This window comes from Methylophilus sp. Leaf414 (assembly GCF_001425425.1).
In the GTDB taxonomy this organism is placed as follows: Bacteria; Pseudomonadota; Gammaproteobacteria; order Burkholderiales; family Methylophilaceae; genus Methylophilus.
On the sequence record NZ_LMQQ01000004.1, the window covers coordinates 707076 to 728234 of the forward strand.

At 41.3% G+C, this 21159-nt stretch carries 18 protein-coding genes; all 18 read left to right on the plus strand.

Going from position 1 to position 21159, the window contains the following annotated elements:
- The first annotated feature begins 116 nt into the window (after positions 1–116).
- The 18 genes from ASG24_RS12215 to rfbD all read left to right on the plus strand — a co-directional run bounded on the left by ASG24_RS12215 (position 117) and on the right by rfbD (position 21156).
- Positions 117–1166 (plus strand): acyltransferase, encoded by a 1050-nt coding sequence (locus ASG24_RS12215; RefSeq protein WP_055871834.1) that lies wholly within the window; start codon positions 117–119, stop codon positions 1164–1166.
- Between the two features lie 45 nt (positions 1167–1211).
- On the plus strand, positions 1212–2051 hold the full coding sequence (kdsA, locus tag ASG24_RS12220) for a 3-deoxy-8-phosphooctulonate synthase (protein ID WP_055871837.1): 840 nt from the start codon (positions 1212–1214) through the stop codon (positions 2049–2051).
- 14 nt (positions 2052–2065) lie between these two features.
- Complete coding sequence (gene kdsB / locus ASG24_RS14470; RefSeq protein ID WP_082488092.1) at positions 2066–3343, plus strand: 3-deoxy-manno-octulosonate cytidylyltransferase; 1278 nt, start codon at positions 2066–2068, stop codon at positions 3341–3343.
- 16 nt (positions 3344–3359) lie between these two features.
- On the plus strand, positions 3360–4352 hold the full coding sequence (locus ASG24_RS12230) for an SIS domain-containing protein (RefSeq protein ID WP_229007288.1): 993 nt from the start codon (positions 3360–3362) through the stop codon (positions 4350–4352).
- Positions 4353–4429: 77 nt separating this feature from the next.
- Positions 4430–5830 carry an O-antigen ligase gene (locus tag ASG24_RS12235; RefSeq protein WP_055871840.1) on the plus strand — a complete coding sequence of 467 codons (1401 nt, stop codon included), beginning with the start codon at positions 4430–4432 and terminating at the stop codon, positions 5828–5830.
- Positions 5823–6377: a serine acetyltransferase gene (locus ASG24_RS12240; protein WP_055871843.1), complete on the plus strand. Its 555-nt coding sequence runs from the start codon at positions 5823–5825 to the stop codon at positions 6375–6377. The genes ASG24_RS12235 and ASG24_RS12240 overlap by 8 nt, the downstream gene beginning before the upstream one ends.
- A complete protein-coding gene (locus tag ASG24_RS12245; RefSeq protein ID WP_055871846.1) occupies positions 6374–7378 on the plus strand; it encodes an acyltransferase family protein in 1005 nt (334 codons plus the stop codon). Before ASG24_RS12240 ends, ASG24_RS12245 begins: the two co-directional genes overlap by 4 nt.
- Positions 7379–7394: 16 nt before the next feature.
- Positions 7395–8357, plus strand: a complete 963-nt coding sequence (locus tag ASG24_RS12250; RefSeq protein WP_082488093.1) for an NAD(P)-dependent oxidoreductase — start codon at positions 7395–7397, stop codon at positions 8355–8357.
- A 5-nt stretch (positions 8358–8362) separates the two neighbouring features.
- Complete coding sequence (locus tag ASG24_RS12255; RefSeq protein ID WP_055871852.1) at positions 8363–9580, plus strand: glycosyltransferase family 4 protein; 1218 nt, start codon at positions 8363–8365, stop codon at positions 9578–9580.
- Position 9581: 1 nt separating this feature from the next.
- Complete coding sequence (locus ASG24_RS12260) at positions 9582–11231, plus strand: GMC oxidoreductase (protein WP_055871855.1); 1650 nt, start codon at positions 9582–9584, stop codon at positions 11229–11231.
- Between the two features lie 30 nt (positions 11232–11261).
- Complete coding sequence (locus tag ASG24_RS12265; protein ID WP_055871858.1) at positions 11262–12677, plus strand: hypothetical protein; 1416 nt, start codon at positions 11262–11264, stop codon at positions 12675–12677.
- A 418-nt stretch (positions 12678–13095) separates the two neighbouring features.
- On the plus strand, positions 13096–14289 hold the full coding sequence (locus ASG24_RS12270) for a glycosyltransferase (RefSeq protein ID WP_055871861.1): 1194 nt from the start codon (positions 13096–13098) through the stop codon (positions 14287–14289).
- Between the two features lie 84 nt (positions 14290–14373).
- The gene (locus tag ASG24_RS12275) at positions 14374–15150 is read left to right on the plus strand and encodes a WecB/TagA/CpsF family glycosyltransferase (RefSeq protein WP_055871864.1); all 777 of its coding nucleotides are present in this window, start codon (positions 14374–14376) and stop codon (positions 15148–15150) included.
- 97 nt (positions 15151–15247) lie between these two features.
- Complete coding sequence (gene galE, locus ASG24_RS12280) at positions 15248–16222, plus strand: UDP-glucose 4-epimerase GalE (RefSeq protein WP_082488094.1); 975 nt, start codon at positions 15248–15250, stop codon at positions 16220–16222.
- A gap of 27 nt (positions 16223–16249) precedes the next feature.
- The gene (locus ASG24_RS12285; protein WP_055871868.1) at positions 16250–17662 is read left to right on the plus strand and encodes a mannose-1-phosphate guanylyltransferase/mannose-6-phosphate isomerase; all 1413 of its coding nucleotides are present in this window, start codon (positions 16250–16252) and stop codon (positions 17660–17662) included.
- Complete coding sequence (locus ASG24_RS12290; RefSeq protein ID WP_200937007.1) at positions 17649–19097, plus strand: phosphomannomutase; 1449 nt, start codon at positions 17649–17651, stop codon at positions 19095–19097. The genes ASG24_RS12285 and ASG24_RS12290 overlap by 14 nt, the downstream gene beginning before the upstream one ends.
- 119 nt (positions 19098–19216) lie before the next feature.
- Positions 19217–20272, plus strand: a complete 1056-nt coding sequence (gene rfbB / locus ASG24_RS12295; protein WP_055871869.1) for a dTDP-glucose 4,6-dehydratase — start codon at positions 19217–19219, stop codon at positions 20270–20272.
- Positions 20269–21156: a dTDP-4-dehydrorhamnose reductase gene (gene rfbD, locus ASG24_RS12300; RefSeq protein ID WP_055871872.1), complete on the plus strand. Its 888-nt coding sequence runs from the start codon at positions 20269–20271 to the stop codon at positions 21154–21156. Before rfbB ends, rfbD begins: the two co-directional genes overlap by 4 nt.
- Positions 21157–21159 lie beyond the last annotated feature (3 nt).

The following is a 21159-nucleotide window of genomic DNA, read 5'->3' on the forward strand; positions in this document are numbered from 1 at the left end:
ATTATAAAAATTCCAATGTCTCAATTTCATCAGATCAACTTTTTTCATCATAAACCGATTTCTTCAATGGCAGTAGGCTTAGTTATAAGAATGAAAGAATTGCAGAAGGTAACAATATGAGACTTCCTTTTCTGGATTTTCTAAGATTTTTTGCTGCATTTTCGGTTATGGTTATGCACATAATGGTTAGGGGGTTTCCCAAAGATACGTACTATGCGCATAGCTTTGGAGTCTGGGGAGATTGGTTAAAGTATAATTATTTGGCAGTTAATTTATTTTTTATAATCTCTGGATTTGTTATTTTCTTAACTGCACAAAATAGGTCCGTAAAACAATTCTGTATTTCGCGTTTTCTTAGACTTTACCCAGCGTATTGGCTGGCCTGCACCATTTCATTTGTAGTCTCTTATTTTTATTTGCAGCATATATTTCATCCAACGATAATCAGATACATTGCCAATATGACAATGCTAAATGGTTTTTTTAAAATACAGTTTATTGATAATGTTTACTGGACACTATTTGTAGAATTAAAGTTTTATCTACTTACATTGTTGGTTATTTACTTTAAACAATTACAAAATGCAGAAAAAATCTTGTGGATTTGGCTGCTATTGAGTCTAGCAAACTACTTCATTCACAATCAAATAATCCAGAACATATTTATAACCGATTATTCAAGTTTCTTTTCGAGCGGTGCAATGCTCTTTATTATAAGTAATGATAATTTCAAACTGAATTTGAAAAGAGTTGCGTTTTTAATTCTAAGTTTTTTCTTGGGTTTCTTAAATGAAAGTACTACTTTGTCATTTAAAACAATTCAATATGGTTTCGAATTCAGCTCTTCAAAACTATTATTAGTTTTATTTGCAATTTATGTTTGTTTCATTATTGCTATAAATTATAAAATTTCAAAACACGATTCATCAAAAATATTTAAAGTATGTCAAATACTTGGGGCCGTCTCTTATCCGCTCTATCTTATTCACTTTAATGTTTCATTAGCTGCTTTGAATTTATTTGCGAGCGATGGAAGTAATCGATATTTTGTTGCATGGTGCTTAATAATTTTCTTACCTTGTGTAGCTTATTTAATTGCAAAATATTTTGAAGAGCCTCTTAGGAATAAACTTAATAAAGTTTTTTTTATTAAGCACTTATCTTGAAACATTCACTAACTTTCCCTCATTAAGTTTAATTAAAGGCAATAGATGAAAATTAACGATTCAATTACTTTAGACAATAATCTACCATTTGTTTTATTTGGCGGTATTAATGTCCTCGAAGATGTCGACTCAACATTAGAGGCTTGCCGCCATTATGTGGATATCACTAAAAAACTTGATATCCCTTTAGTCTTCAAAGCTTCTTTTGATAAAGCAAATCGCTCTTCCATCAAATCTTACCGTGGCCCAGGTCTGGAACAGGGTATGCAAATATTCCAGGCGGTAAAGAAAGAGTTCAATGTGCCTGTAATTACGGATGTACACGAGCCATGGCAAGCTGAGCCAGTTGCAGAGGTGTGCGATGTATTGCAATTACCCGCTTTTCTGGCTCGCCAGACAGATCTGGTTATTGCCCTTGCCAAAACCGGTAAGCCAATTAATATCAAAAAACCTCAGTTTTTAAGTCCGCATCAAATGGTGAATATTGTGGATAAATTTAAAGAGGCTGGTAACGAGAATGTGATTTTGTGCGAGCGCGGCTCTGCGTTTGGGTATGATAACCTGGTCGTTGATATGCTGGGCTTTGGTGTGATGAAAAAAGTCTGCCCGGATGTACCCGTTATTTTCGACGTCACTCATGCATTGCAGCAACGTGATTCATTAGGTGCTGCTTCGGGTGGCCGCCGCCAGCAAGTAGTGGATCTGGCGTTGTCCGGGATGGCAACCAAGATTGCAGGTTTATTCCTTGAAGCCCATCCTAATCCAAATGAAGCTAAATGTGATGGCCCAAGTGCATTGCCTATCGCATTACTTGAAGCATTCCTTGGTCAGGTTAAGGCAGTAGACCAGTTGGTCAAGTCTTTCCCGGCTTTAAATATCGATTAAGAGTCACAGGCACTATGCAGCAGAAGATTATCATTGTCATACCGGCGCGGTATGCATCAACACGCTTCCCGGCAAAGCCTCTGGCCTTGTTGCTCGGTAAGCCAATGGTGCAACATGTTTATGAGAAAGCAAAACAGGTTGAAAATATTGCAGATGTGATTGTGGCTACCGATAATGCAAGGATATTGCAGGCGGTAGAGCAGTTTGGTGGTAAGGCAATGATGACTTCTGAAAACCATCAATCGGGTACTGACCGTTTGATCGAAGTGATGAAAGCATATCCCGCAGATGCTTACATTAACGTGCAAGGTGATGAGCCTCTGATTCGCCCGGAAGATATTGCTCTGCTAGTGACACAACTTGGCTTGCCAGAGACTCAAGTGGCTACCTTGTGTCACAAGATCCATGCTGAAGAGGCCAAGAATCCAAACTTTGTAAAAGTGGTTTTAAATCAGTATAAACAAGCACTGTATTTTAGCCGCTCACCAATACCTTATCCACGCAATGCAGAGCACGCTGCATACTATAAACACGTTGGTGTTTATGCTTACAAAAGACATGTGCTTGAGCAGTTTTATGATCTGCCTTTCTCAGCTCTGGAAAATGCAGAGTCATTAGAGCAGTTAAGATTGCTTGAAGCGGGTATTCCCATAAAAGCATTAACAGTGGATGAAACAGGGCCGGGTGTCGATACACCGCAAGATCTCAAGGCAGTGGAAGCGCTGCTAACGGGAAATGCTGTCGTCATAACTGAAAACCCACTCGCAAATATCAAACTTGTCATTACCGATGTGGATGGTGTGCTTACTGATGGCGGTTTGTATTACAACCAGGACGGCGAGTTTATCAAACGCTTTCATGTGCGTGATGGTTTGGGTATTCGCATGCTGATTGAGCTCGGGATTCAAGTGGCCGTGGTTTCCGGGCGCGATTCAGCTGTGCTGAGAAAACGTATTGCCGACCTTGGTATTACACGCTTTAAACTTGGTGTGAAAGACAAGTTTCAGGCCTGTAACGACCTGATGCAAGATTGTGGTGTTAATAAAGAGCAAACAGCCACCCTTGGAGATGACTCAATAGATTTACCCGCCTTTAAAGCCTGCGGGGTCCGCTTTGCTGTTGCGGATTCTGCGGACTATGTAAAGCAACATGCAACGCATGTGTTGAAATTAGGTGGTGGTCATGGCGCATTTCGTGAGGCAAGCGATGCTATATTGATCGCCAAAGGAATGGGCGACGTATTATCTACCACGGATGGGTATGCCAGAATCATGGATATGATGGTGCAGTAACTTAGCTGGCTATTAAATGACTAAAAAAAGCATAGATATGAATACATCAGTGACTACAGCTATCAGCGAATCCCAAATTCTCGACATCGCCAAAACGGTGTTTGATACCGAGATTGAAAGCCTGGTACAAATTGCCAATGGGCTGAATGACGAGTTTTTAAAAGCAGTTCAGCTTGTTTTAGAAAGTACAGGACGGCTGATTATTATTGGAATGGGTAAATCAGGCATTATTGGCAGGAAAATAGCTGCTACTCTAGCCTCTACAGGAACGGCCTCATTTTATGTGCATCCTGGCGAAGCTTTTCATGGTGATTTAGGCATGATTCAACCTGGTGATGTCACACTACTGATTTCGAATAGTGGTGAAACCGAAGAGCTGATCAGGATTATCCCTTTCCTGAAATGGCAAGAAAACAAGATGATTGCGTTGACTGGTAATCCCAACTCAACATTGGCAAAAAATGCGCATGCTGTTCTGAATATAGCCGTCGTAAAAGAGGCTTGTAATAATAACCTTGCGCCAACCAGCTCAACAACTGCTACCTTGGTAATGGGTGATGCATTGGCGGTAACGCTTTCGACCCTTAAGCAGTTCAGGCCTGAAGACTTTGCAAGATTCCACCCTGGTGGTAGTTTGGGCCGTAAGTTGTTAACAAAAGTGCATGAGGTTATGCGAAGTAAACAATTGCCGGTTTGTGACTCTAATGCAAGCTTTAGAGACGTGGTGAGTGTAATGAATCAGGGCAGGTTGGGTCTGGCAATTATTATTGATAAAAATAGGTTGAGCGGGATTATTACTGACGGGGACTTAAGACGCGTTTTAGATAAATACGATATTCCAATCAATCTAAAAGCCAGTGATTTTATGACGAGCTCGCCTAAAACTATTAACCAAAACGAGATGTTTTCTACGGCTGAGGAATTCATGCAGAAATTTAAAATTAACTCTATGGTTGTATTAGATGACAATAACTTAGTAGTGGGTGTATTGCAGATTTTCAACTTGTAGTAAGTCAAACATTTATACCAATCTCAGTAAATGGCATACCCAATTTAAAATGAAACTTACCTAAAATTTGGTTAACAATGACAAGCAAATCTAAAGTAGCACTTTTTCTTTTCGCATCTATTGCAGCCATTTTTTTTGGACTAGCATCATTAATGATGCTAAATTTAGCTGGCCAGCATTACAACTATTTATTATCGCTTCCGTTGTTTTTCGTTATTGCGATTCTATTTTTTCTTGATCGTCAGTTATTTTTTCTATTAATAATATTAACCAGAGCGTCTTTAGATGCCCCCCTTGACTCAATCAAGCTTGGAACTTTTGGCCTTGGAGCAGTGTTAAATGCATTAGTCATTATCATCGCTTTTTTAGCTATACTTGAAAAGAAACCAAAGTTAACCAATGACTTAGATTGGGTAAAAAAGTCGTGGGCTATTTTCTTAATATTAAGTTTCATCTCATTATTCTATGCACCAAAGCTTTTACCTAGCGTAAAGGTTTTTCTACTTTACGTTTCTTACTCCTCCATGCTCTACTTGGGCTTATACCTAGTTAAATCCGAAAATGATTTTGGTAAATGGATGAAAGCAATCTTTTACTCTTCCGTAATACCAGTTACTTATGGTTTATATTGTTTGGCATTTGGAGGTCAAGGGGGATTAAGGTTAAGTGTTGAAGAAGGCTTAAGATTACAAAGTACTTTTAATCACCCCAACTCTTTTTCTTTTTATTTGGTTTTGATTATTACAATTACATTTTATATTTATAAAACTAAACCAAGTTACTTCAACACTACAGTTCTTAAAGTACTACCGATTTACATAATCACGCTTTTAGGTCTGTTATTAATGACTAAAACACGTGCGGCTTGGGCAGCATGCGGACTTTTTTTCCTTTTATATGGCTTGATTTTTGAACGGAAATTTTTAATTGTCTTATTTTTTGCTTCTTTTCTAGCTTTATTGATTCCAGATGTTCAGCATAGATTACTTGACTTGCAACAAGGCACTAATTGGGGCGCAACAGGTTACGAACGTCTAAACTCTTATGCATGGCGGATTAAATACTGGACAGATGCTCTACACTGGATGTCGGTAAAGCACTATATCCAGGGATATGGTCTTCATAGTTTCACGCATTTTTCAACGTCATTTGGCATGGGTAATGCCCATCATTTACAAACCGTTGAAATTAATGCTCATAGCGTTTACGTATTACTATTCTTTGAGTTGGGGATACTTGGGTTATTAGCCTTTCTATTTATTATCTTTTCACACTTAAAGGCGTTAATAAAAATTTATTCTTATAATAAATTTTTGGTATTTACAGTAATTGTTGTTCTTGTCGAGTTTTTGTTCGAGTGTTACTCAGACAATATGCTTGATTACTTAAATTTTGATTGGTACTTATGGTTTTTGATTGGATTGACATTAAGCTATGTGAATCTTTCTAAAAACCCTAGTAAATATAAAAATGTTTAATTTTGTTCATGATGCTGATTACAAACAGGATTTAGCCCAGTATCCTAAAAGAGCGTTTTTGAAGGAGCAATCTATATGGGCTGTTGCTGTTTATCGATGGGGTAGGCGAATTAATTCGCAAAAGCCAGGGTTATACAAAAAATTCTGCACTACAATTTATTGGCCTATATTCCGTTTAATAGAGACAATTACCGGTATCAGTTTGCCAAAAGACGTTGAAATTGGTGGCGGTTTACGTATCTGGCATTTCGGTAATATTTTTGTCAATTCTGGGGCAAAAATCGGTAAAAACTGCACGCTACGACAGGGAGTGACCATTGGTAATCGCCATGAAAATGGGCCGTTGCCAATCATTGGGGATAATGTTGATTTCGGTGCTTATGCCCAAGTCTTGGGAGGTGTCAGGATCGGTAATAACGCGAAAATAGCTGCAATGTCTGTAGTCCTACATGATGTTGAAGATAACGTGACAGTTGCAGGCATTCCTGCAAAACCAGTTCGAGTTAATCAAGCAAGTTATATTGATCAAAATATATACCAAAAATGAAGAATACCTTAAGACAAAACTCGATTGATGTTTATAAAGGCATACTTATTTCTTTGATGGTGATAGGACATGCGGCTCAAGAAAATACTTTTCTGTTCAATTTTATTTATAACTTTCACATGCCAAGCCTGGCGATATTGAGTGGTTTTTTATGGAGCTCAAAACACGCTACAACGACATTTCCCATTTTTCTTATTCAGCGTTTTAAAAGAATTATTTTGCCGGCATTTATAATGGGACTTATATGTTCTATACCGTTTTTGCTAAAGCTGGTTAAAGGAAATATCGAAATACATGAATTTTCTGTAAAGGTAATTGGCACTTTTACTGGAAACTCTTCAGTTAAATATAATTTTAATTGCTCTCCGCTCTGGTATTTATATGCATTATTTTTTGCTGAACTAATGTTTTTTTATGTCACACGTTTATCCAAGCTTCTAGTGGCTATGGTAACCCTCTTAATTATTTGCTTTTATACGCAATTTAAAATATCCGAAGTCCCTTTTTATACTGTTGGTTTGTTTCTGTCTTTCCAATTTATTCCATGGATTTATTTAGGTAAGACCATTTCTAACTATTTAAATAAAGATCTTTCATCATTGTTCAAAAGGGATACTAAAACGTTCGTTTTAGCATTGATTTTGACATTTTCGCTGATTTTAATTCCTTTACTTTCCAATTCTACAATTGTCATGGCCAGAGCAGTTTATGGAGCAAATATCACTGAGTTTACCTTTCATGTATTAATTGCATTGGTTGGTGCGTGGCTGATAATGTTTTATGCAAGACTTTATAAAAAATCGAGTTTCTTTACTTTTATTGGATATAGGACTTTGCCATTTGTGGGATTCAATTATCTTGTCCATGGATACAGCATTCGTTTAGGGTTGGACGCACTATTAACCGGTGTTATTGATCTATTGCTTTTGTTTGCCCTTGTTTATCTTTTGAAAAGCTGGCCTTTGCTTTCCAATAGTATTAATGGGCATGCTATAAAGTGAAAGCTAATCTGGATTTATGATGAAAGTTTTGGTAACAGGTTGTAATGGTTTTATCGGAAAAAAATTAACAAAAGCATTAATTTCTTCAGGATTTCATGTTCTGGGAATCGATCTCACAAGCCAAGATGCTGAGCTTTCAACATCGCCACTTTTCAGTTTTATTTCATTAAATCTAGATAGCGACCCATTACCAGATTTGCTGGGCTTTGATTGTGTTGTTCACCTTGCGATTTCGATGAACCCAAAGAGATCACAATCTTCAGCTGAATTGCTAAATGGTACTTATAGGCTATTGCAAGCCATGGAAAGCGCAAAAGTACCTATCCTGGTCGGGATGAGCAGTATGTCTGTACTTGATTTTGAGTATGTGAAGGAAAACTCGACGATTAATGAAGAGACGCCAAGGTGCACAAACTACGAAATAATGGGTCGATATGCCGCATTAAAGTCTGCCCAGGAGGCTGTTTTTATAAACTACAGCAACCATGCATGGGCAAATGTGGCAATTGTCAGGCCAGGCCTTGTGTATGAAGGTGAGCGCTTGAGTGATGCCTATGCAGGGATCATCAAAAATAAACTATCAATAATTATTTCTAATAATGGATTTGTACCATTAGTAGAGATTAACTCTTTAATTGAAGGTATCAATAATGTCATTCAATTAGGGAGAAATCAAAAGAAGGTGTCTTTTATTCATTTTGTAGATGATTATTTACCAACTCAAAGTGACTACCTGAAGTATTTACGTCAACGTGGAGCCATCTCTACCAAATCGGTTTCAGTTAATTGGCGGGTTTTCAAGATTTTGATAAACATTATTTTTACTGCTTCAAGACAGTTCAATTTGCATCACAGTCTGCCTGATTTATTAATGCCACAAGCCTTTTCAACACGTCTGAAACCTTTTAAATATAGTAATGCTTATGCAAAAGAGCTTTTGGGTTGGAAACCAAACTGTTTGATTAAAAAGGATTTATAACAAGAATGCGGATTGCTTACTTTACTAGCGTTTATCCTAGGGCAACAGACACTTTTATTCAGCGTGAGGTTGTGCAATTAAGATCATCAGGGCATGAGGTTTTTACCAGTGCACTGCGCCAGCCGGAAGGAGTTAACAATGTCAGCGAGCTTGTTGTAAGTGAGCGTAAAAACACTTCTTATCTGCTGCCTGCCAACCCTTTGAGATTAATTATTCTCAATTTGAAAATGCTGGGCACGGTGCCAGCAAAGTATTTAAGTACTTTGAAGCTTGCTTTTACTACACGTCGTCCTGGCATAAAGGGAACGCTGTATCAATTGTTTTACTTTCAAGAGGCGTTATTGCTTGCTGAACATTTGCAAAAAAATAATATTCAGCATATGCATAATCACTTCGGGGACAGTAGTGGTAGCGTAGCAATGCTTGCTTCGCAGTTGAGTGGAGTAGGGTATAGCATCACCTTTCATGGACCGCACATATTTTTTGAGCCCACATTATGGGCACTTCGCGAGAAAGTAAAGCACTCAAAATTTATTGTTTGCATCAGCAATTACTGTAAAAGTCAGATGATGCTTTTTTCAGATGTTGAAGATTTGGCCAAATTACAAATAGTGCATTGTGGAATAGATTTAAACAGTTACACCATCAATAATGCATCTGAAAACAAAGTAACGGATGTCATAAGGTTGCTTTATGTTGGTCGTCTTGCAGTAGAAAAAGGCGTTCCTGTTTTACTGCGCAGTTTAATTGCATTAAAAAATGAAGGCTACAGGTTCCACTTGACTTTATTGGGCGATGGGCCTGAAAGAGCATCTATTGAAGCTGATGTAAAAGCACATGGACTGGATGAAATGGTGTATTTTGGCGGTTTTTCCAGCCAGGAAACAGTGAGAAACGCACTGCAAGAAAGTGATGTATTTGTGCTGCCAAGTTTCGCAGAAGGTGTGCCAGTCTCTCTTATGGAGGCCATGGCTTGTGGTGTGCCTGTTATTGCCACTAATGTGGGTGGAGTCACAGAACTAATTGAGCATGGGGTTTCAGGTCTGGTAGTAGCGCCATCGGATGAGATCGCACTCAAAAAGGCACTTTCCAGCTACATTGATAACCCAGAGCTTCGTGAAAATGTTAGGAAAACAGCTAGAAAAGTGGTTGAGACAGACTTTAATTTACAGGCTGAGATAAGCAAGCTGCAACAGTTGATGACGAAGTATCTGGAAGGTTGAAATGATCGGCTATCTTGGCAGCACAGATCAGTCTTTACTCGAAAATTTCCCTTTATGCATTGTGGGCGCTGGTGCAGCAGGGATTAGTTTGGCAATAAGCCTGTCACGTAAGGGCAAGCGTGTTTTACTGATCGAGGGAGGGGATTGGAACGAGACAGCAGAAATCGTAGATTCGTATACTGGTAAAGCCTCGCCTCCTCATGCGCAAACAACTGAATACAGATACCAGCGGTTTGGAGGTACGACGCATTTATGGGGAGGCCGGTGCATTCCTCTAGACAAGCATGATTTTGAACAGCGTGGACATGTTCCCAACAGCGGTTGGCCATCTGGTGCATCAGAAATCGCTGATTATTACCCCAAAGCACTTGAGTATTGTGATGCCGGGAATTCAGATTTTACCATTTCGGCTTTTGGGCCTAACGCCAAACCCATATTTTCAGAAGCCCCTGGTTTGGCGCCTGATTTAAACGAATATATTGAGCGTTACAGTTTACCAACTGATTTCGGTCGTAAGTTTCGTGATGAATTAACGCACTCTTCAAATGTATTGGTGTTACTAAATACGCGTTGCATACGATTAAACTGTCTTCCTGAAAAAGCAGACGAGGTCAGTTCTATTACGCTTAATGATGGCGAAAATCAAAGAGTAATCACTGTTCAACAAATTGTTTTGTCCGGCGGCGGTATTGATACTACTCGATTAATGCTTGTAAGCAGACTATGTAATCCAGGATGGGGACACTTGGATGCAAGTTTAGGGAAGTACTACGCGTGCCATTATGATCTGATTTTTGGCTCGCTTCGATTCAAGAACGAAAAACCGGTATTTGATTTTCAGAAAACCGTAGAGGGTATATATGCTCGCCGGAAACTACAGTTCTCTGCTCCCTTTCAGGCACAGCACGGCCTACTAAACTCTGCATTCAGATTACATTTTCCTGCTTATGCTGACCCCAGCCATGGCAGTGGTGTTTTGTCGGCTATCTATTTGGCTAAGTCAGTACTCAAAAGCGAATATCAGACTATTTTAAATCATGGTGTGAACCAATCTACTGGATACGGTCAATCATTCAGACATTTGATAAATGTGATTGCTGATGCTGGATCTGTTAGCAAGTTTGCGTATGACTGGCTATTTAAGATCAAATTGGCAAAACGTAAGATCCCTTACACCTTGATTGCCAATCGCAATGGTACATATCCAATTGAATTTAATAGCGAGCAAGAGCCCCATCCGTCAAATCGAATTGAGCTTTTAGACGAGGTTGATCGTTTTGGTATGCAGCGCGTCAATGTTCATTGGAAATTGACGGATCTTGATATTGACTCCGGTATCAAATCCTTTAATTTGTTAAAACAAACCTTTGAAAAAACTCAAAATTGTCGATTAGAGTTTGATGCCAAGCAATTGGAACTGGCGGTAAAAGATGCTTTACCCGTTGGCGGGCATCATATAGGGAGTACCCGCATGGGAGATTCCTCTCAAACTAGTGTAGTAGACGTGAATTGTAAAGTGCATGGCATCAAGAACTTGTATATTGCCAGTTCATCTGTTTTTACTACAAATAGTCATGCGAACCCGACACTAACTATTGTTGCAATTGCTTTGAGGCTCTCGGATTATTTATCTTCTGAGGAGCGCAACTAAAAACGGCGATTCTTAATCTAGGAGTAGTAGATGTATTTTTCTAAAAGTATCCCACGCTCAAAACTAATTGTTTTTTGGGTAGGGTTGCTAAGTTTAAATATAACTGGCGTCTCAGCAAAGGAATTTGGTACATACGCCACCCCATTTTCTGTGAATTCTCTTTGGAATAGCAAGCCAGTTAATCCTAAGTTTAAAGAATTTCAAATACCAACGTCGATTTACTATCCCGCTATTCAGCAAGGTAAATATTCGACAGGCGTTTTTCAAACTAAATCGTCCGATCCTGAAGGCACCATCTACGGATACCCGGACAAAAAGGGAGTCTGGGACCCGGATTCTGAAGTATTCAAGCCTTTCATCAAGATTCCTCATTGGCCATCAGGTGTAGTTCCAGCAGAAGGAAGTGATGGGCATGCTGATGTAGTAGATGAATCCTTGGGAATTATTCATTCCTTTTGGCAGCTGAAATTGATTAATGGAAAGTGGGTCGCGGCTCAATACGCCTGGACAAAGTTAAATGGAACTGGATGGAGTGATCCTGCACATTACTTTCAAGGCGCAAGAGCTGCAGCAGTTCCTTCTAGCGCTGGGATTATTCGACAACATGAAATGGATGATGGTAAAGAGATTTATGAGCATGCGCTAGCTATCTCATTGGCTCATAACGCTTTATCCAAAAATCCCACATATGTATTCCCCGCAACCTCTGCTGACAGTGATGCGGATAAAACGAATAGTGGCGATATTCCTGAGGGTGCACTATTAATGTTACCACCTGACTTTGACATCTCTCGGATAAAAACACCAAAACTTATAAAAGTCGCAAAAACGCTTAAAACCTATGGTGCATATGTTGTTGATCGAAATGTCGGAACGCCGTTTGTCGTCTATGTTGAAAATGGGTCAAATGTATACAGCCTGAAAAAGGCAAATCTTCTATGGGATAGTCAAGCAGCTAGTGAGCTGCATTTGATACGTGAAGGTTTACGGCAAGTTTCTACAGCCGAGGGTTGGTTAAACGGTAATGGAGAACGGTTTACACCTGATAAAAATCTTAATTTGCTCTCTATGCGTGGCCCGTGGCGTCTTGTTTCAGGTAACACCTTAGGAGAGTTTAGTACTGCTGATCAAGCTGTTAATTTCGGCAAAACAGCCAGTCCTGTCGTGCAAGAAAATATATCCGGACGCTCGATGCAGATTGTTAATTGGGCAAAACCCAAACTTGGCGACTCTTATAAATTAACTATTAAAAGCAGTGGCGGTGCAAAATTAACTCTAAAAATCGTCGATAAAACATCAAAGAAAATCGTATTTCAATCCAAAGAACTTGGAAACGGCGAATCTGAAATATTTACTTGGCCCGCTGATGATTTTTCTACCATTTTAACTATTACTAGTGGTGTAGGAGATAGCTCGAGCTTGTCTGCAGAACTTCTTAAGCCTTGATAATAAGATAAATGTTAAGAGCTATACCCAAAAAACGTTAGAAAGATCAGTTAACCGCTATGATACGTGCAATATTTAATCGTTTATGACTCGAAAGAGTTAGCTGACTCAAGGTTAGCTGACTTTACATGGTATTTGAATGATTTTGATTTCACCACCATTGCAATTAGTGGTGTCGGTAATTATCTTCGGTTTCTTGTGACTTATTGGATTGAGTAAGTTTGATTTTGTAAGCGAAGCATTGTGTTTACGGCCATGTTTCATGTATTAAAGTTGATTTTTGCCATTTGCGAATTTTTATTGTTTTTAAGGTTGTACAAAAACTGATTTGTCGTTAATGTTCGATTAGACTATCAGAATTACAAAATGCACTCCCTTAAAGTGCCAGATTCGTATTGCGAATCGTGTTAGGAATTGAATGCTAATCTTCCAGATTTTATACTCCCTGCTGCTTTTAATGATTGCTGTTCCAATTTTGACGTTGTTCATTCAAGTAATAGCGGCCTTACTCATACCCAGCAAAGAAAAAAGTGGATTTCACTCAAATAGTCATTCTGCAAGTGTGGTTGCGCTGGTTCCTGCTCATAATGAATCAATCAACATTATTGCTACGATTAACTCTTTAAAATCACAAACTTTGAGTGGACTTAGAATATTAGTCGTAGCTGATAATTGCGATGATGATACTGCAAGCGTTGTTCGTACCCAAGGTGTTGATGTGATTGAACGCTTTGATCAGCAGTTGAGAGGTAAAGGTTATGCACTTGATTTTGGAATTAAATATCTCAGCCAATCAGCACCACCCGATTTTGTAGTGATTGTTGATGCCGATTGCATCGCTGAATCTGATGCTTTAGAACGCTTGGTAGCTCAATCCATAGCGACTAATCGTCCTTCTCAAGCAGCATATCTGATGCTTACGCAAGAAGGGACTTTAATCAAAACGAAAGTTGCCGAGTTTGCATGGATGCTAAAGAACCTGGTGCGCCCACTCGGATATTCTAAATTAGGGCTTCCGTGTCAATTGACGGGCTCTGGGATGTCTTTTCCATGGAGCGTATTATCGAAAGTCAATTTCGCAACAGGGCATATTGTCGAGGATATGAAGTTAGGTTTGGATTTTGCAAGTATGGGGCATGCCCCTGCTTTTTGTCCCCGCTCATCAGTATCTAGCTATTTTCCTGTAAATGATCAAGGCTTGAAAACACAAAGAACGCGTTGGGAACATGGTCATTTGGACATCATTTTTAAAGTTGTTCCCGGACTAGTTACAAAAGCTATCAAGTCGAGAAATTGGAACTTATTAGCGATGGCAATAGATTTGTTAGTTCCACCTTTGTCCTTAATGGCGATGATAATTGTGGCGGTGGTGTTGATAGGGGCAGTAGCTAGTCTATTTACTTCATCAATGGTCGACTTATTCAGCTATGCTTTTTATTTGTTCTGTTTATTCGTTATTACTATCCTGGCCTATTGGGGGGTATTTGGTCGAAAAGTGATAAGCTTGGGTCAATTGTTGAGTATCCCTTTTTATATTCTTTTAAAACTCCCTATATATGCAAAATTTATTTTTAACAGGCAATCTGAATGGGTTCGGTCTAAGCGGGATTGATTATAAAAGCGTTTCAGAAAGAAATTAGACACTTGGGTGCTGCTCAGGCGTTGTTCTGCAAAAATTATTAAACATAGGTCTTTTATGTCAAAAACCATTAAAATGTTTGGACTAAACATTGACAGCCTCTCTATGAATGAGGCTGTGGATGTCGTGAGAAGTTGGATCCTTACTGGAGAAAGTGACTGTAAATACGTTGTAACACCTAATGTAGATCATGTGGTACAACTAGAGAAAAATACGGCTTTCAAGAATGCATATTTAAAAGCGTCGATGATTGTTGCGGATGGAAAACCAGTCGTCCTAGCTTCAAAAATACTAGGTAAGCCTCTCCCTGAAACAATTCCTGGTAGTGACTTGGTGCCAAATATTTTTGAGCACTTTAATCAGTCAGGGACTCCACTGAAAATTTTTTTGCTGGGAGCAATGCCTGGCGTAGGTGAAGTTGCTGCAAAAAATATTAAAGCGCGTTGGCCAAGTGTAGACGTCGTCGGCATACTAAGCCCAGATTTTGGCTTTGAGAAAGATGCAGCTTATTGTGACCGAATTTGTGCATCCATAGCTGCTTCTGAGGCAGATCTTTTGGTGATCGGCTTGGGTGCGCCCAAGCAGGAGTTATGGATCAACAAATATTCACATCAGATTCCTGTAAAAGTCGCATTATGTGTGGGAGCCACCATTGATTTTCTTGCTGGCAATAAACCGCGAGCTCCAATATGGATGAGAAGCATGGGCATTGAATGGCTACACCGAATGCTTTCTGAGCCAAAAAGACTGGTTAAAAGATATGCTATTGGGGCGATTGTATTCCCACAAATCTTCTTGAAGGAGTGGTGGAGAACTAAGGTTAATCCTTCATAAGCTTGTTCTGAGCCATCTACGCCCAATCGAAGCTTAACTAAACAGGCTTGGATTATGCTGTGAATTTGCAAAATCGTTTTTAAACCGGAATATTTTTATGCGTGTATTGGTTGTTGGCGGGGCTGGGTATATTGGCTCACATATGGTTAAGAGTTTGCTTGGCGCCGGTTACGATGTCATTACCTTTGATAATTTATCAAGCGGGCATAGGAGTGCTGTGCTGGGTGGCGCTTTCGTTGAAGGCGACTTGGCTGATACCGAATGCCTTGAGCAAGTTTTTAAAAAATACCAGCCGGAAGCAGTGATGCATTTTGCTTCTTATATCCAGGTAGGGGAATCGGTACGTAAACCGGATATTTATTATCGCAACAACGTCACAAATACACTTAACTTATTGGATACTATGCGCGAGCATGGTGTTAATAAATTCATATTCTCATCAACCGCAGCTGTGTTCGGTGAACCTGATTATGTTCCTATCAATGAAGCACATCCTAATAGACCTTTAAACCCTTATGGACGGTCAAAATGGATGATTGAACAGGTATTGGCTGACTACGATAAAGCATTTGATTTTAAATCAGTTTGTTTGCGCTATTTCAATGCCGCCGGCGCTGATCCGGATGGACAGTTGGGCGAGCGGCACGAGCCGGAAACGCACCTGATTCCGTTAATCCTCCAGGCAGCTTCTGGAAAACGGGAAAGTATTCAGGTTTTTGGCCGCGATTATGATACGCCCGATGGCACTTGCATTCGTGACTATATCCACATAGTGGATTTGTGTTCAGCGCATTTGGCCGCATTGGAATACCTTAATGGTGGAGGCAGCAGTGATAGCTTCAATTTAGGTAACGGCTCTGGCTTCTCGGTGCAGGAGGTGCTTGATGCTGTGCAGAAGGTCTCTGGTAAAACTGTCACTGTCATTGATGGAGAACGCAGGGAAGGTGATCCTGCCAGGCTGGTGGCAGACGCTAGCCGCGCCAGAAGCACATTAGGCTGGAAACCTGTTTTTACTGATTTAGAAACAATTGTCCTGCATGCATGGCAATGGGAACTCAAACAGTCAAATTAACAAATTCAAAGTAAAAAAGGCAAGTAGATGAAAATTGTTCCAGTGATTCTTTCCGGTGGTTCTGGCACGCGTTTGTGGCCATTGTCTCGTGCAGTTTTGCCCAAACAATTATTGCCATTGGTGACTGAAAACACCATGCTTCAGGATACCTTGTTAAGGCTTTCCAGTTGGACTGAAATAGCGCCGCCGATAGTCGTTTGTGGCAACGATCATCGTTTCCTGGTGGCTGAGCAGTTGCGGCTTATCAACCTAAGCCCAGAAGCTATTCTACTTGAACCTGTAGCGCGTAACACAGCGCCAGCGATTGCTGCCGCGGCGATTGCGCTTCAAGAGAAAGATGTGCTGATGCTGGTATTACCTGCTGATCATGTCATTACCGATGTAGCCGCTTTTGAAGCTGCCGTGAAGCGGGCCAGCCTAGCTGCTGAACAGGGCAAATTGGTGACATTCGGGATTGAACCCACCCATCCAGAGACCGGCTACGGTTACATTCAGTCTGACAGTGCCTCAAAGTTTGCCGACAATTGTTATGAAGTGGCGCGCTTTGTAGAAAAACCGGATGCTGCAACTGCGCAAGAATATCTGGATGCCGGTAATTTTTACTGGAATAGTGGAATGTTCTTATTCAAGCCTGCAGTATTTCTATCGGAGCTGCAGCATTATGCGCCTGCTATCGTGACTGCAGTTACTAAAGCTGTCGAGCAAAGTTATAAAGACCTGGATTTTGTGCGATTGCATGAGGCTTCTTTTGCCGAGTCACCTTCGGATTCGATTGATTATGCGGTGATGGAAAAAACAAAACTGGCAGCGGTTGTGCCTGCGAGCATGGGCTGGAACGATGTTGGCTCATGGACCGCGCTTAAAGAAGTACAAACGCAGGACGCCAATGGCAATGCAGTACGTGGCGATGTCTATCTCAAAGATGTAAACAATACTCTTGTTCGTGCCGAAAATCGTTTTGTAGCTGCCGTGGGCGTGGAAGATTTGCTGATTGTGGAAACCAGTGATGCGGTTCTTGTGGCGCATCGCGATTGTGCGCAGGATGTAAAAAACATTGTTGATCATCTAAAAGCCAGCGGTCGCTCAGAACACAAAATGCATCCTCGTGTATATCGCCCGTGGGGCTGGTACGAAGGCATTGATATCGGCGAGCGTTTCCAGGTGAAGCGTATTATGGTGAAACCTGGCGAACGGCTTTCTCTACAAATGCATCATCATCGCGCCGAGCACTGGGTGGTCGTAAGTGGATCCGCGATGATCACGATTGATGATGTGACCAAGCTGTATACCGAAAACGAGTCTACTTATATTCCTATCGGTTCCACACATCGCTTGGAAAACCCCGGCAAATTACCACTGCATTTGATTGAGGTGCAATCAGGTAGCTATCTGGGCGAGGACGACATTGTGCGTTACGAAGATACTTATGGCCGTAGTTAAGGTGGCCGATATGCCGGTATTACAAACTGTAATGCAGCAGAGCGGGGTGGCATTTGGTACCAGTGGTGCACGCGGCCTGGTGGCTGCCATGACAGATGAAGTTTGTGCTGCTTATACACAGGCTTTTGTAAAAACAGTCCAAGGTTCGTTTGCCTTTAAACAAGTAGCCATTGCTGTAGATCTTCGACCAAGCAGCCCACGCATAGCGGAAGCATGTGCAAAGATGTTGCGTCAGCTTGGGCTAGAAGTCATTTTTTGTGGTGCTATACCCACACCTGCTTTGGCTTTATTCGCTCAAACATGCAGTATTCCTGGGATTATGGTCACTGGTAGTCATATCCCTTTTGACCGCAATGGCCTCAAATTCTATCGCCCGGATGGTGAAATCACTAAGTCTGATGAAGCTTCAATGTTGACTACTGAGTTACAGACATTATGCGAAACGGGCACCAGCTTGCCTGAAGAAGATTCTCAGGCCAGAGCCGAGTATATTCAGCGTTACAAAGGTTTATTAGGTGATCAAGCACTGACAGGATTAAAGCTGGCGATTTACCAGCACTCGAGCGTGGCGCGCGATGTATTGCATAGTCTATTGAGTGACCTGGGCGCCGAAGTCGTTTGCCTGGAACGGTCAGACATTTTTGTGCCGATTGATACTGAAGCGGTGTCTGCTGAAGATACAGAACGCGGCCTTGATTGGGCAGCGCAATATCAGGTAGATGCGATCATTTCTACTGATGGTGATGGTGATCGGCCATTAATCAGTGATGAACAGGGCAACTGGTTGCGTGGCGATATCGTGGGTTTATTAACAGCAAAGGCTTTACAGATTACACATTTAGCTGTGCCGGTGAGCTGTAATACCGCAATTGAAGCCAGTGGCTTTTTTCAGCAAGTAGCACGTACACGCATTGGGTCACCATTTGTAATTGCAGGTATGCAAGCATTGCAAAAAGAGGGTGCAGCCAGTGTGGCAGGGTTTGAGGCCAATGGTGGATTTTTGTTAGGCAGCCATATACCTCAGGCCCCTTCATTACAACCACTACCTACACGCGATGCAGTATTGCCGGTAGTGACTTTGCTGGCACAGGTAAAAACGCAAGGCAAACCTCTGTCACAACTAGTAGCCGCCTTACCTCAGCGTTTTACAGCCAGTGACCGCCTGCAAAATTTCCCCACGGAAAAAAGTAAGGCACTGCTGTCTGGCTGGACTAACAATCCCGCAGATATGTTGGAAACGCTGAAGATTAAAGAGCAAGTGTCTAAAATAGATACCACCGATGGTTTGAGGGCAACGTTGCAATCTGGGAGCGTGGTGCATTTACGGCCATCCGGCAATGCGCCTGAGTTCAGATGTTATGTTGAAGAAACCAGTCAGTTGGCGGCGCAATCATTGCTGGCTAGCGTCATGGGGCAGCTTAAGCAGTTTGCATAATCCAGGTTCTCAAATATGATCAGATTGGCAGTTAACATTCATACTAAAATTGTCGTCATCGCAAAAACGTTCTAATATGCCTTTTTGGTATCTGAACACTTAAAAAGGTTATTGATTACATGATTTTTGTTACTGGCGGCGCCGGGTTTATCGGCAGCAATTTCATATTGGACTGGCTGGAGCAATCCGATGAGCCTGTGTTAAATCTGGATAAACTTACTTACGCAGGCAACCTGGATAACCTGACATCGCTTAACAATGATAAGCGCCATATTTTTGTCAAAGGAGATATTGGCGACTTTGAATTAGTCAGAAGATTACTGGCTGAATACAAACCAAGAGCAATCTTGAATTTTGCGGCTGAGTCACATGTAGATCGTTCTATCCATGGGCCGGAAGACTTTATTCAAACCAATGTGGTCGGCACTTTCCATTTACTAGAGGCGGTACGCGCTTACTGGACCGCGCTGGAAGGCGATGCAAAAGCTGACTTCAGGTTTTTGCATGTGTCTACAGACGAAGTGTATGGTTCTTTAGAGAAAGAGGATCCACCTTTCAATGAGCAGAATCGTTATGAACCGAATAGTCCTTATTCCGCTTCCAAAGCTGCTTCTGATCATTTAGTTCGTGCCTACAACCATACTTATGGTTTACCTGTACTAACGACCAATTGCTCAAACAATTATGGTCCTTATCATTTCCCCGAAAAGCTAATTCCTCTGGTTATTCATAATGCGCTCAATGGCAAACCACTTCCTATCTATGGCGATGGCCAGCAAATTCGTGACTGGTTGTTTGTGAAAGATCACTGTACTGCAATTCGCAGAGTCTTAGTTGAGGGGGAATTGGGAGAGACTTACAACGTCGGTGGATGGAACGAGAAACCCAATATTGAAGTGGTAAATACTATCTGTGCAATATTAGATGAACTGAAGCCAATGGCAGATGGGCGCTCTTATAAAAACCAGATTACCTACGTAAAAGACCGTCCAGGTCATGATAGACGCTATGCAATTGATGCCACAAAACTGGAAAAAGAATTAGGGTGGAAACCAGCCGAGACATTTGAAAGCGGCATCCGGAAAACGGTACAGTGGTATCTGGATAACGCTTCGTGGGTTGAAAACATTACCAGTGGTCAATACCGGCAGTGGGTAGAAAAACAGTATCAATGAGGCTATTACTTACGGGATGTACTGGGCAAGTAGGTTTTGAGCTGCAACGCAGCTTGGCCCCGCTGGCTGATGTGATCACCATTGGCAGGGATGATTGTGATTTATCCGATGAGTCCGCTCTACGCTCACTTATCCGGGAGATTACACCTGACGGGATTATTAACCCGGCTGCTTATACCGCGGTGGATAAAGCTGAATCAGACCCCGGATCAGCCAGGAAAATAAACTGCGATGCACCCAGAATCATGGGTGAAGAAGCATCGGCGTGTGGCGCTTTTGTTTTTCACTATTCGACTGACTATGTATTTGAAGGGGTGGGCAACCAGTTTTATAAAGAAACTGATGCAACCAACCCGCAAAATGTATATGGGCAAACCAAACTCGCCGGTGAGCGGGATTTACTTTCTGCTTGCCAGCGTAGTTTGATCATGAGAACAAGCTGGGTGGTCGGCGCACATGGTGCGAATTTTGCAAAAACCATGCTAAAACTTGCCAGTGAGCGTGATGCGCTGAGCGTGGTTGCTGATCAGTTTGGCGCACCGACCTCAGCGGCGCTGCTGGCTGATATTACTGCGCAATTGATAGGTCGTATTAAACATCAGGTTGATGAAACATTCCCTTATGGTTTGTATCATGTCGTCGCTGGCGGCGTGACTAACTGGCATGAATATGCCAGGTTTGTCATTGCAGAAGCAATCAAAGCAGGTAAGGCAATGAAAGTATCGGCAGAGATGGTGAAACCAATCACCACTTCAGATTACCCGGTACCGGCTAAACGTCCCGCGAACTCCAGGCTAGATACGACATTGTTCCAAGACACATTTGATTTACGCCTGCCTGACTGGAAACAGGGTGTTTCTCATGTGTTGCAGCAAATTTTATAAGGC